General features: G+C 48.1%; 9 protein-coding genes and 2 tRNA genes. 7 read left to right on the top strand and 4 right to left on the bottom strand.

Annotated elements, in window-relative coordinates; translation table 11 throughout:
- Positions 1-108: 108 nt before the first annotated feature.
- A tRNA-Glu gene (locus AMD24_RS04205) sits at positions 109-180 on the top strand.
- Positions 181-237: 57 nt separating this feature from the next.
- On the opposite strand, the gene AMD24_RS04200 is transcribed toward AMD24_RS04205, so the two are convergent.
- Entirely contained in the window at positions 238-1,434 is a 1,197-nt protein-coding gene (locus AMD24_RS04200) for a hypothetical protein (RefSeq protein ID WP_158404411.1), read from the bottom strand.
- On the opposite strand from AMD24_RS04200, the gene lysS reads away from it, so the two are divergent.
- The 3 genes from lysS (at position 1,346) to lspA (ending at position 6,105) form a co-directional block, all read left to right on the top strand.
- Complete coding sequence (gene lysS, locus AMD24_RS04195; RefSeq protein WP_320408902.1) at positions 1,346-2,830, top strand: lysine--tRNA ligase; 1,485 nt, start codon at positions 1,346-1,348, stop codon at positions 2,828-2,830. The two genes, AMD24_RS04200 and lysS, sit on opposite strands and share 89 nt — an antisense overlap.
- Positions 2,831-2,908: 78 nt before the next feature.
- Positions 2,909-5,647 carry an isoleucine--tRNA ligase gene (gene ileS, locus AMD24_RS04190; protein WP_062100794.1) on the top strand — a complete coding sequence of 913 codons (2,739 nt, stop codon included), beginning with the start codon at positions 2,909-2,911 and terminating at the stop codon, positions 5,645-5,647.
- Positions 5,644-6,105, top strand: coding sequence for a signal peptidase II (lspA, locus tag AMD24_RS04185; protein ID WP_062100793.1), 462 nt, complete (start codon positions 5,644-5,646; stop codon positions 6,103-6,105). The genes ileS and lspA overlap by 4 nt, the downstream gene beginning before the upstream one ends.
- Before the next feature lie 162 nt (positions 6,106-6,267).
- Here the strand turns inward: lspA and pyrE are convergent, their stop codons facing one another.
- Positions 6,268-6,852, bottom strand: a complete 585-nt coding sequence (pyrE, locus tag AMD24_RS04180; protein ID WP_062100792.1) for an orotate phosphoribosyltransferase — start codon at positions 6,850-6,852, stop codon at positions 6,268-6,270.
- Positions 6,853-7,085: 233 nt separating this feature from the next.
- Positions 7,086-8,300 (bottom strand): N-acetylmuramoyl-L-alanine amidase, encoded by a 1,215-nt coding sequence (locus tag AMD24_RS04175; protein WP_158404409.1) that lies wholly within the window; start codon positions 8,298-8,300, stop codon positions 7,086-7,088.
- Between the two features lie 166 nt (positions 8,301-8,466).
- On the opposite strand from AMD24_RS04175, the gene AMD24_RS04170 reads away from it, so the two are divergent.
- Both AMD24_RS04170 and AMD24_RS04165 read left to right on the top strand, forming a co-directional pair.
- Positions 8,467-9,273, top strand: coding sequence for a TIGR00282 family metallophosphoesterase (locus AMD24_RS04170; protein ID WP_062100790.1), 807 nt, complete (start codon positions 8,467-8,469; stop codon positions 9,271-9,273).
- A gap of 148 nt (positions 9,274-9,421) precedes the next feature.
- A tRNA-Glu gene (locus AMD24_RS04165) sits at positions 9,422-9,494 on the top strand.
- 164 nt (positions 9,495-9,658) lie between these two features.
- On the opposite strand, the gene ilvD is transcribed toward AMD24_RS04165, so the two are convergent.
- Complete coding sequence (gene ilvD, locus AMD24_RS04160) at positions 9,659-11,416, bottom strand: dihydroxy-acid dehydratase (protein WP_445082216.1); 1,758 nt, start codon at positions 11,414-11,416, stop codon at positions 9,659-9,661.
- A 781-nt stretch (positions 11,417-12,197) separates the two neighbouring features.
- On the opposite strand from ilvD, the gene AMD24_RS04155 reads away from it, so the two are divergent.
- Positions 12,198-13,256, top strand: a complete 1,059-nt coding sequence (locus AMD24_RS04155; protein ID WP_062100789.1) for an Mrp/NBP35 family ATP-binding protein — start codon at positions 12,198-12,200, stop codon at positions 13,254-13,256.
- The last annotated feature ends 271 nt before the right edge of the window (positions 13,257-13,527 follow it).

Genomic DNA, 13,527 nt, shown 5'->3' with positions numbered 1-13,527 from the left:
AGATAGTGTTTGGCGTCTGTTTAATGGCGTGCTTATGGGTCCCCCGTTCCTGGGGCAGGAGAGGGCCGCTGTCGTTTTGTTTATTCTCCGCTCTGACTTTCCCCATGTGGCGCATTCGACTAGTGGTCAGGTCACAGCCCTCTCAAGGCTGGAGCACGGGTTCGATCCCCGTATGCGCTGCACTGTAAAGAACTGAGAAGCATAGAGAGCTGGAGAAGCCGTATTGCAAACACGGTGTCACTCCCCCTCATCTACACTCCATGGCTCCCTTGTTAGAGGAAGCACTCCTCCACCGATATATCCGCTGGAGTAATCGGTCGGACCAATCGCCCCGATCATTTTGCGCCGAGTAGCAGTTCGCCATTTTCGGCTCATACTTCTTCCTGTATAACAACCCCAGCTTTTGATAAAGGCTCCACGAGTAAAAACCCCCTTCCGAATTTTAGTTAGTTGATCTTCATGAAGGTAGGCCTTAGAAGCTCCGTCGATTTCATTGCTATAGTCGAACATAAAACAGGCCCGGTTGGCATGGCCGAAGTATTCAAGCCCGTTAATCTTAACAAGATTTCTGTTTCTAGGCCGGGTAATAGATTTTGAGGTAGAAGCTCCGTTTATGTAGTCGATGAGCTGCCGTCCTGAGCAAAACCAAACTAACTCGACGTTGTACTTCCTTTGAATGGACCTAATATCGGAGATTATATTCTTCTCCTGGTGCTGTTGTCGGCGTTCGTACCCTCGCCGGTATACAAACCAGGTGATCGGAAAGGTGGAACCGTGTTGGTCGCGTAATTGCTGAATGCGAACACGGCTAGCACGCACAAAATTTCCCCAATACTTGTCGTGGGGTTGCGTCTTGTACCTTTCCCATTCTAACAGAGATGGGCCTCCGGTTATAAGAACGTATTCACCCTGTTCAGATGGAATAGAAAGGCAATGAGAAGAAAGAAGGGGAACTTCTATTCCCAAGGCAAATGGGAAGAAGAATTGAAAAAGTACCTGGAAGAAGGGCCTAACCAATATTTTTTTGTGAGAAAGAGGTGTAAGTACTCGCCTATCTTGTGCGAAGGGGATTTCATCCCCATACGTACAAGGTGGTATAAGACGAAACCTCCCCGCTCTGTTGTCTTTTAGTTTTGTCCACTTTGCTCTGCACAGCTGTTGGCTCCTGTGCTTCTGCTTCTTCCTTCCTTTGTAGAGCTCACAGCCGTAGCGTTCCCTACCCATATTCAGGAGCGTATGCCGGACATAATACGGCAATTTTGCACCTGGCACGACGAAAACTACCACCCTTAGCTCCTTTGGCTTCACTATGCCTACCGTGTTATTCCATAGAATCCTTGCTTCTATGGACGTTCTTCTGTTTTTATCCTTCAGAATGAAGGAGACCCCACTTTCTGAGTTAATTGCTGTCCGGAGGCGTAAGCTAGAGAGCATGCGAGCATCTGGGCTACGACCATACGGTATGCGCTTCGCAACTAGTGGGTCTATCGCCTCCATTCGATCTCAGTTTGCCGACGGCAAGCTTCTATACGTAGCTGGACGAGTCACTGCCTATCGCGACATGGGCAACAGCCAGTTTCTGGATCTTGCAGATATCACTGGGCATATGCAAGTTTTTGTCTGTGCTAAAGAAATTAAGCTAGAAGATTTAGAAGTGTTGCCTCTTTTGGATATTGGAGATTTCATCGGAGTAACTGGAGAATGCTTTACCACTAAGACCAGAGAACCCACCCTGCGGGCAAGGAGTTTTCAAGTACTTTCCAAGGCCATTCGGCCACCACCAAACAAATGGTATGGTATCCGGCATACTGAGACAAAATACCGACAGCGTTATTTAGACTTAATTTCTAATCCTGCTTCCTGTGAGGTCTTCCGACAGCGGATCCGAATCATCCATGAGATTCGTAGCTATTTGGAGGGGAATGGGTTTTTAGAGGTGGAGACTCCCATGATGCAGGTGGTCCCTGGTGGCGCTGCGGCTGAACCATTTAAGACCCATCACCGTGCATTGGATATGGATTTGTTTTTGCGTATTGCTCCCGAGCTCTACCTAAAACAGCTTCTTGTTGCGGGATTCCCGCGCGTATTCGAGCTAAACCGTAACTTTCGAAACGAAGGCATTTCTCGCCACCACAGCCCAGAATTCACCATGCTGGAGGCTTATATTGCCTATTCCGACTTCGAACAAATGGCACTACTTGTGGAAGAAATGATCTGCCATATAGCCAAAAAGGTTTGTGGCGGATTGCTCATCCAACATAAAAATGAGGCAGGCGAGATAGTCCGTACTATTGATTTAACCCCCCCATGGAAACGGGCGAGGTATTCTGATCTCATCCGCTCTATACAGCCTAGCTGGTATGAATTAAGCTCAGACCAGAAACGCGCCTGCTGCACCCAAATGGGGCTAGAGACCACTGATTCTCAAGAGGATTTTGAAATAACCCAGCGTGTGTTCGAAAAGTTTGTCGAAGAGAAAATTATTGATCCGCTTTTTGTAACTCACTGTCCCAGAGAGCTTGTCCCACTTGCAAAGCAGAATGAAATAGATCTTTCCGTAGTAGATGCTTATGAATTAGTCATCAACGGTCATGAAATTTCTCCGGGCTACTCCGAATTAAATGATCCCGACATACAACGTAGGCGGTTAGAATATCAGTCCGGAGGAGAGATACAAAAGTTGGATTTGGACTTTTTGACCGCTCTAGAATACGGGATGCCTCCCGCTGGAGGACTTGGTCTTGGCGTTGATCGACTGGTAATGTTGCTAACCGGAGCGGAGTCCATTCGAGACGTCATCCTATTCCCTCACATGAGATCAAAGAATTAGAGGAAGCAGAATCATTGGAGCCAAAACACTGGAGCATGAAAGAGGAAGGGTAACTTAGTAACCGCAACGATTTTCCTGATGAGTGAATACAGGCAGTCTTTAAATCTCCCGAAAACGGCTTTCCCAATGCGAGGGAATCTGGCTGTACAGGAACCCCAGATCCTTGCGTTTTGGAAAAAACAAAACCTCTATCAGCAGATCCAGGAAGCACGCAGAAATCGGCCACTGTTTCTCCTGCACGATGGACCCCCTTTTGCCAACGGGGATGTTCATATGGGAACTGCCCTTAACAAGGTACTTAAAGATTTTGTTATCCGTTCAAAATCTATGGCAGGATACCGTGCCCCCTTTCGTCCAGGGTGGGACTGTCATGGCCTTCCGATTGAGTTTAAAGTAGCCCGCCAGTTTACTCGCTTGAGCGCGGTAGAAATACGAAAAAAATCCGAGGAGAGCGCGCGTAAATTTATCCAAATCCAGAGGGAACAGTTTGTACGCTTAGGAGTACTGGGGGACTGGAAAAATCCTTACTTGACGTTGGATCCATCCTATGAGGCTGATGTGGTGCGTTGCTTCGCCCGTTTCGTACAAGAAGGACTAGTTTACCGCAGTCGTAAACCCGTACTTTGGAGTACCGGAGCGCAGACCGCTCTGGCAGAAGCAGAAATCGAATACAGAGAAAAGATCTCCCCGGCCATTTATGTGAAATTTCCTATTCCCATAGAAGAAGCTCTACGCAAGGCACTTCCCACTGGCCAGCCCATAAGCTTGGTAATCTGGACAACGACACCTTGGACGCTTCCTTCCAACCTGGCAATCGCAGTGCACAACGAATTCGAATATGAGGTTGTGAGTACAGGAACCGAGTATTTGATCATAGCCAGCCAGCTGGTAAGTACCTTCCAGGAAAAAAGCAGAGTAGCAATAGAAAGGGGAATTCGCCGGTGCTTTGGGAACCAACTAGTTGGAATACAGGCACAACATCCATTCTTGGATCGTAACTCAGTGGTCTATGCAGCAGGGTTTGTCACCTTGAAGGTAGGTGTAGGATGTGTGCATGTTGCACCCGGTCATGGTGAGGATGACTACAGTCTCGGACTGCAGCATGGCCTTGGACTACTGTCTCCCGTGGATGATTATGGGAGGTATACAGCTGATTGTGGTCTTCCCTCACTGGTTGGGGAATATGTGCTAGACGCTGATGAAAAAATTATTGCTATCTTGGAAGGAAAAAGAGCTCTGGTAGGGCGTTCAGATTATACTCACAGTTATCCGCATTGTTGGCGTTCAAAAACTCCGCTGATTTTTAGAGCTGTTGAACAGTTTTTTATTCGTATCGAGGAATTACGCCACAGGGCAGTAAAGGAGGTCGAGAGAGTAAACTGGCTTCCACATTGGGGTAAGAACCGCCTCCGTGGTACTTTGGTGTCTCGACAGGATTGGTGTATTTCGCGTCAGCGTGTGTGGGGCGTCCCCCTGCCAGTATTCTATACTGGTGCTGGTGACCCAATTCTAGATCCAGACTTAATTAACCGAGTTGCCGAGATTTTTTCTAGAGAGGGGAGTGATTCTTGGTTTAGAAAAAGCGATGCCGAATGGACTAACCTCCTCGGCCTTTGTCGAGGAACTACACGTCGGAATGATACACTGGATGTTTGGATAGAATCTGGCGTGAGCCACGAGGCCGTGTTGCGCCACACTAGAGGTCTTACTTTTCCTGCAGATCTCTATCTTGAGGCTACAGACCAACATCGCGGATGGTTTCAGTCTTCGCTTATGACCTCAATTGCTCTTAACCATACCGCCCCTTACAATACTGTGCTTACACATGGATTTGTGGTAGGGAGGGATGGTTTGAGAAAAATTTCCAAGTCAGAGCAAGAAAACTACAAAACACCCACTAGAGTTCAGCATTTTGTAGAAAAATTTGGGGCGGATATTGTTCGCCTTTGGATAAGCAGTGTCCATTTTACCGACGACATTCCATTTTCAGAAGAAATCTTTACTCGCCTAACCGACTCTTATCGTCGCATTCGAAATACACTGCGTATCCTTCTAGCGAACCTCAACGGATTTCGTGGCGCGACGTGTCAGCCAGTTCTCTTGACATTGGTAGACAAATGGTTACTCGCACGATTGCGGCAGGTATTAGATTCCTGCCTAGAGGCGTATTCTAAGCTAGAGTTTTACCGAGTCTACAGTGCTATCAACCGCTTCTGTACAATCGATTTGAGCAGCCTCTATGTGGACATCACGAAGGATCGGCTATACTGCGACGCGCTATACTCTGAGCGTAGGTGTGCTACACAATGGGTTATGTATAATGTTTTCGACGCCTTATGTCGCCTCATGGCGCCCATCCTAGTTTTTACCACCGAGGAGGCTTGGGGCTACTTTCATCCCGGTGAATCAGTTCATCTCCAGTGCTTTCCGCAGGGGACATATGATGCAGAAGACACAGAAGTTATGCACAAGTTTTCACAACTTCTGGAAATACGTTCTAAAGTAAGTGTTGCCGTTGAAACTGCTCGAAAATCGAATGTGATCGGCACGCCCCTTCAGGCACGTGTGACAATACGAACTACTAACCCACAAACCATTGCTTACTTCCGGGAGAGGCCTGAAGAAATGGAGGAGGTTTTAATCCTTAGCGATTTAGCCGTCCTTCAGGATTCCATCGATTCTATTTCCATTGTCCCGACTTCCTACCGAAAGTGTGCACGCTGCTGGCGGCACCGTAAAGAGGTCGGGGGTATGCCATCTCCCAACCTGTGCAGACGTTGCTACGATGTACTTCAGCAAATGGAAAAAGAATCATGATTGTTTTTCTTGCTGTGGCCTCTTATCTACTTGACCGAGCAATAAAATTTTTAGCCTTTCAGTATCTCCTGCCTTTTGCTTCAGTTCCAGTTGTCGGCAATGTCTTTTACCTAGTCCGTGTCCAAAACACAGGAGCTGCCTTTGGGATACTCCGGGGCAGAAACCGTCTTCTCGCCGTGCTAGCATTAGTTGCACTCACAGCGATAGGGATTCTCCTTGTGCAAGGAGCGTTCCGCACTCCTCTCGAAAGGTGGGGTATAAGCCTATACCTAGCTGGGATTTTTGGGAATCTAACTGACCGTCTTTTGTATGGAAGTGTAATGGATATTTTTGATCTTGTACTCCCATTTTTTGGGCACTGGCCAGCATTTAATATGGCAGATTCTTATATCTGCATTGCAACTGGCCTATTCCTTTATGATTCCTTCCATAAAAAGGACGCACAACCTCCCAATTAGGGCCTGTCCTTTGAATTTAGTTAACGAGATCTGGATCTGGAGAGAGGCTCCTGGTCTTGGGGGTTATCTATCCCTCCAAAGGCACCGAAGCCACGTCCTTATTTCCTTGGGCCCTTTCCCCTTTAAGCGAAAAGACCAAAGATGTTTCCCCCAACAGGCTTTTTAGGGATGTTTTCCCATCTCATATCCCCCCGGACGGATGGCTGGTAGAGCTTTCAGGTCTGGAGGAAGGTTATGGGTCTCAAAGGTGTCTATCTCCAGCTGAACGAGCCGAATGAATGGACATCCAAAATCTGGAGTTGCACCTCCGCTTCGGTCTATAATGCTGGCTATAGCTACAATGACCCCACCTAAGGATTGAATAATATTACTAGCCTGTTGTACTCTCCCACCGCGAGTGACAACATCCTCTGCGATAGCGATCTTTTCCCCAGGAGAAACAGTAAACCCCCGGCGTAAGGCCAGCTCCCCATCCGGGCCTTTCTCGACGAATATATGGCGCCCGTTGAGATGACGGGCAATTTCATGTCCTACCAGAATTCCTCCTAGAGCTGGAGATACTACTGTCTGGCATCCGAAAGGAAGCAGCTTTTCCGCCAGCAGACCACAAACATACTCGGCAGTCTTTGCATATTGCAAGAGGAGAGAACACTGGAAGAATTCCCTGCTATGGAGCCCCGACCGCAAGATAAAGTGTCCCCGTAATAGAGCACCAGTCCGATGGAGCAGATCGAGGAGCTCATTCATGGAAGGTCTCTAAATTTTCAAGAACTAGACACTGACTCTAGCAGTTCAGCAGCCACACGAGCAGAACCAGCCGAGCACTAAGGCATTACAAAGCATGCAGCTAAATGACAAGATATAATTTAGCTCTGGAAGAGGCCGATAGAGCCCCATATGGGGGGGCTTGGTTGAGGGACACACTTTTCTACCAAGAAACAGGACCCCCCACGGGATCTCTTTTGTCCGTAGAAGCCAAGTCAATTATATCTGGCTGGGGGGGAGTAGTACTGGATAAGGCCCTTCGTAATTCCCTTTGCATACTCATGATAAATACTCAATCTGCCAAGCGTGCTGTACAAGTGCCGGATGTCTGCGTAGCTACCAGTCTGCACTCGCGCAATCACCTTCGGGTTGTTCATTACATAGGCTTCAACAAAAATTACGGGACACCGGAAAATACGGGTTGCGAGTAGGTTGCGTGCCCAAACGTAGGGGCTTATCCGCTTGGCTACACTGGACATGTAAGTGTAGGGGGGCAGTCCTGTTGTTTGCGCTAAAGGTCTTGCCATAGTGTTGGCTAAAAGAATTTCCTCTGCAGAGGTTCTACTCAAAAGTCTAAAGAGCATATCGAACCGCTGATCCTCCCTTGCAAGTTCCCTCTTAGAAAGGACTCCATTGACCAGGAAGTGCAAATGGTTCTTGGAGGTCAGCTGGAGATTTCTTTCGCTCCCACAACTCTCAGCATTGAAGTGAAGGCAGATTACAATATCTGGACGAAACCTGTCATTAATCATTCTGGCACGATGCCGGATTTCAAAAACCCTATAAAAAAGTTGCTCGCTCTTTCTTTGGATAGCAGCAGGTGTGATCGCCTTCCTTTGTGCCCGGAGATCAGAGATAGCAAAGGCGCGGAAGTGTCTAGGGCGCAGGGTGGTTGCCGGTTCCGGAGAGGACCTGGTTAAAGTGACTGTAGCTCCCAGGGTACGTAAACGGGGGGCAAGAATCCTTGCTACCCTAAGCGTCATATCTCCCTCCTTGACAAGGATTTTCCTTTTGACCAGTAAGCAGCGCTCCTCCATCGTCGCCCAATTTCCCCCTAAGTGACCCGGATCCAGAGTGATATGAAGTCCCGCTAGCGGTTTGGAACCAGTACGCTGGCAAAGCTGAGAACGCACTTTCCAAGTTTTTGGAACGCTCCGGGCGTTCTTCTGGTCTGACGCAAAATGGAGGACAAAAGGACGACATCCAGGATGAGTGATAACTTTTGCATGATGAGGTGTGACAGTAATCCATTCATCCCAGTGACCATAAGGCGCGTAGATGCCATTTAACAAACTGCTGAATTGTTGGCATGTTATGGTGTACTGGTATTTATTCAACTGTGACCAGTTAGGTGATGCAGCAAGTATACTAAGAGTTTGTGCGGCAACAGAGCTATTGGTTTCTAGAAAAAGAAAAAGGCAAAAAAACACAGTGCCCTTGGGACATACGGTCATGACGGTGTGCGACTATATACGTGCTACCTAAAGGTTTCACAGAAAAACAGCCACGGCGTGCTTAGTTTTACGGACACACTAAAGAAAATAAAAACACCCAATTGACTATTTCCACGCAAGTATATGTGTACAATCTCAGGTTATGATCAGAATCCTTTTTCTAGGAGATATTGTTGGGGAGCCAGGCAGAAGTGCGGTAGCACAGTTTCTTCCTGGATTTAAAGAGCGTGAGAAAGTAGACTTTGTTATCGTCAATGGGGAAAATTCTGCGGGAGGGCGCGGGATTACTCCTAAGATTGCAGCTGGCTTGCTGCGGCTTGGCGTGGCCGTCATTACAACTGGAGATCACGTGTGGGACCAAAGAGAGCTTTCTTCATACCTTTCTACAGAACCAAGAATACTTCGCCCCATTAATTACCCGCAAGGGACTCCCGGCCAAGGGAGTATCGTGTTAGACACTACTAAGGGGAGGGTAGCCGTTATTAACGTACAATGTCGGACTTTCATGCAACCGATTTTGGAAAATCCTTTTCGCATAGCCCTGAGAGAGGCCAAATGGCTACGCAGCGAAACTCCTATCATTTTCGTAGATGCTCATGGAGAAACTACTAGTGAAAAAACCGCCCTGGCACATTACTTAGATGGGATTGTATCTGCCGTAGCGGGCACTCATACGCATGTCCAGACAGCCGATGAACAGATACTTCCACAGGGTACTGCGTTTCTTTGCGATGCAGGAATGTGCGGAGCAGAACACTCCATCCTGGGTCGGGAAGTAGCGCCAATTGTAAGACGTTTTGTAAACAACCTACCGGTGGTATTTCCAGTAGCACAAGGTATAGTGAAAATTTGCGGTGCTTTGGTAGACGTAGATGAATCTACGGGACGAGCTGTTGCTATTCGCCGTGTCCAGGAACGTATGCAGCCCACCACTGCAACAAGTCCTTAGGATCCCTGTAGGCGCACCCTCGAAATACTCCCTGCACAAGGTTTCTTAATGAGACTAGGCCCTCCCAATTGGAGGAGAGGGGTCTCTGCTTTCTACTTGCCACCGTTATTGAATTACTACACTGTGTCTCCTCTCTATGTTGTTGGTGGACCCTATCGTCTAGTGGCCTAGGACATCGCCCTTTCACGGCGGTAACACGGGTTCGAATCCCGTTAGGGTCGTCCATATGAATGGTGGCCCCCTATCAAGTGCTAATCATAGACCTCCTCCCCAGGGGTTTCTCCTAGCCGGTCAGTCTAAAACAATATAAACCTGAGTTGACTAAATAAATTGATTTTAAATTGATTTTGTTCGTTGTATTCCGTGGAGGAACTGATCTCCAAGATTATTTGCTCATCCTTTCTAAGGAAGCATCTGTAACTGCACCGTAGGATGCAGAGCTTACTAGGGCGGCATATTTTGCCAAGACGCCGTAGCGACATCGTGGACTGGGCCTTTTCCACCGCAGAGTTCGATCCTCGAGTTCTTTCCCGAGGATATCCACAGTGATAATCCGTTGAATAGCATCGATAATAATCCGATCATCATTCTTGACTATGGCCAATGGACCACCCTCAAATGCTTCTGGTGTAATATGACCTACCACAAATCCATGCGTTCCGCCGGAGAAGCGTCCATCAGTAATCAACGCGACCTCCTTACCTAAACCACGCCCCATTACCGCGCTGGTCGGGGAAAGCATTTCGCGCATCCCAGGTCCCCCTTTAGGCCCCTCATAGCGAATGACGATTACGTGCCCTCTATGGATCGTACCATTTAGAATGGCCTGCAAAGCTTCCTCCTCCGAATTGAAGACTTGCGCTGTCCCCATAAAATACTCACCCTCTTTTCCTGTAATCTTTGCTACGGCTCCGCTCGGCGCCAAGTTGCCCTTCAATATTACCAAATGGCTGTCCTTTTTGATTGGATCTTCAAGTGGGCGGATAATTCTCTGACCTTTGGGATAGTCCTTGAAGGGAACAAGATTTTGTTTTAGGGTCTTCCCGGTGACTGTTAAACATCCGCCATGTAGGAGTCCTGCATGCAAAAGGTCCCTCATTAGGGGGACAATGCCGCCGATTTCTACAAGCTCGGACATGAAATAGTGCCCACTCGGTCTGAGATCGGCTACCACCGGTACCCGTTCACCTATTCTGTTGAAGTCTTCTATAGTCACTTGGAGGCCTGCAGCATGCGCAATGGCAAGCAGATGGAGGACGGCATTAGTAGAACCACCTAACGCAATAACGACAGTAATCGCGTTCTCCATGGCTTCGCGGCAAAGGATATCGTGAGGGCGAATGCCACGCCTCAGCATCTCCACAACCGCCTCTCCGGCCTGTCGGCAATCAAGTCTCTTCTGCTCGGATACAGCCACCTGTGCTGAACTGTTTGGTAAACTAAGTCCCAGAGCCTCTACAGCTGCTGCCATGGTGTTAGCGGTATACATCCCTCCGCAAGAGCCTGGACCAGGGATAGCACAGGATTCCATAGTATGTAATTCAGAATCGCCTATTTTGCCCTCTGCATGCTTCCCGACTGCCTCGAATACCGAAACAATGTCCACTTTTTCCCCTTTTACGCAGCCCGGAAGAATAGTTCCCCCGTATACGAAGACAGCAGACCGATTCATCCTGGCAATTGCCATTGCACACGCCGGAATGTTTTTATCGCATCCACCTATAGCAACGAAGCCATCAAAATTCTCTCCACCTACCACTGTCTCGATGGAATCTGCAATAACCTCCCTAGAGACCAGGGAGTATTTCATCCCTCTGGTCCCCATTGCAATGCCGTCTGAGATGGTAATGGTATTGAAGATAATAGCTTTTCCACCTACAGCTTCTACGCCCTTAACTGCTTCTTGTGCCAGATGGTCAATATGTACATTACAAGGAGTTACCATACTCCATGTAGAAGCAATGCCTATCTGGGGCTTCGTAAAATCTCTTTCCGTAAAACCTACAGCATATAACATTGAACGGTTGGGAGCCCGACTGGGACCATCCATGGCAGCGGAAGAATAGGGACGGAGACTGGGATCTGGTTTCCTCATTATAAAGTTAATCGTCTTGAAAATATCTGGAACAGCCAGCTTAAACATGCCTGGCGCAGATAGCGCACACACGGACCTGTACCTGTTAGTGATGCCGCCAATTCTCCTACTCTAGCAGAAAGGACTATGAGAAAAAGGCATAAACCAAAAACATGGACACTAGCTTTGGAGAATTGTGGACGATCACGTTTTTCTTGCTCTCTTCTGAGAAGAGAGGTAGAAAGCCTATTAACATTGAGGATGGGAGCAACCGTAAACAACTCACAGCGTTGTGTAACGCGGCAGATTAGCGCCTATCAATGCCTCCCGTTTTCGGGACGAGCAAGCCGCTATGTATGTTTTCACCAGCAATTTGGTAACAGGTAATACACTGGCCCAGTGTGGGGTCACGCGCCATGCAATCAGACTTTGGATGCTATGGCAAGTGACATGTGCAGATAAGACGGATTAGTCCATCAGGTGGGAATCTCCTTGCTGGGGCAAGTTAAGAGAGGACGGTCTGCATGTAGGCTGGTTCATATAGGGGGCTTATGGCGGGCCAACACGCTCAGTAAGCAAGGCGTCACATGGAAGGCAATAAAAACAAAGGCAAGGAAGAGGATTCTCAGCAATAATTATTAGGCAATCAGATAAAATACTGTAACAATGGCCGTGAGGGCGCAGACCACAGCAGCAGGTCCTGTTTGCTTTTTTTATGGGGGAGATCAGGTACCGTCCTCCTAGAGAAGAAGTGGCTCGCCTTTCGGCGTTTAGTGTCTGGCCCCTTCCGTACTGGGAATCTGTAAAACAACTTCAGTCTTAAACAAACTACGTTGGTGAGGACAATATTATGCCAAGCGAAGGTGACGTACGCAAAGCTCTACGGACAGTAAAGTACCCAGGCTTCAACCGGGACATTGTCTCCTTTGGTTTGCTTAAGACAATAGAAATTCTTAATGGTGACGTTCATATCGAACTGGATGTCACTACAGAGGATGTTCACATTCCAGAAAAGATACAGGTAGAATCTGAACGTGCAATTGCGACGCTCCCTGGGGTAGGCCATGTACGAGTGAATGTCAAGCATCAGAGTCGCACACGTCCGACGCATGGTCCTACTGCCATCGAGGATGTCCAGTACGTAGTTGCTGTTGCCAGTGGGAAAGGTGGTGTGGGGAAAAGTACAGTTGCTACAAATACGGCAGTTGCCTTGCACCATACTGGCGCTAGAGTGGGTCTCTGCGACTGCGATATTTACGGGCCGAGTATTGCCCTTATGTTTGGAAGTAAGGAGCGCCCCTGTATAGATAAAGAGAAAGACCGTCTCCTCCCTATTGAACGCTATGGGATTAAACTAATGTCCATGGGCTTCCTTCTGGGGGACGAAAAGACTCCAGTCGTTCTGCGCGCTCCAATTGTGACCCGTTATGTACAGCAGTTCCTCCGCCAAGTACACTGGAGTGGTCTAGATTACCTAATACTGGATCTCCCGCCAGGCACAGGTGATATTCAGCTGACAGTGGTACAAACTGTTTCCCTTTCCGGTGCTATCATTGTGACCACTCCGCAGGAGGTTGCACTCCTAGATGCGCGCAAAGCGGTTTCCATGTTTGTAAAGACTCAGGTCTCTATCCTTGGGATAGTCGAAAATATGAGCTACTTTCTGTGTCCAGGAGATGGAAAGAAATATGAAATTTTTGGCAGAGGAGGAGGTGCTAGAGAAGCCTGCCGACTAGGGATCCCGCTTCTGGCAGAAATACCGGTCCAACCAGATGTGTGTATCACAGGAGATAGCGGTCACCCTATTATGAGGAAGATGCCACACTCTATCGTAGCTCAGTCTTTTCTGTCACTCGCCCATCAAATAAGAGAGCGTTTGGAAAAAGAAACTAACCGGGAGAGCAGATAGAGAAGTGGCAAAAAATCCGCTGGTGTGGGAAGCAATCCTCCCTTTGGCTCAGGAAGCCAGACAAGTTACTGCGGTGTCCATCTCAAAAAGTAGAAAGGATGTTTTCACGACTTCTATCCCTGTAAGGTCACACTCAGCTGAGAGGGAGAGGTCCTTGCACCACAATACGGGTTACGTAGGGGGGGAAGAGTTATTTATAAGGTTAAGTTGGCCGGTAGATTGATCTTGGGGATAATGTATTGCAAGAAGTTTTGTTTGTGTCTTGAAAGAC

Origin of the sequence: Candidatus Xiphinematobacter sp. Idaho Grape (genome assembly GCF_001318295.1) — a bacterium.
Taxonomy (GTDB): domain Bacteria; phylum Verrucomicrobiota; class Verrucomicrobiia; order Chthoniobacterales; family Xiphinematobacteraceae; genus Xiphinematobacter.
The sequence above is the reverse complement of the archived record's forward strand: the minus strand, read 5'-3'. Positions and strand labels throughout refer to the sequence as shown.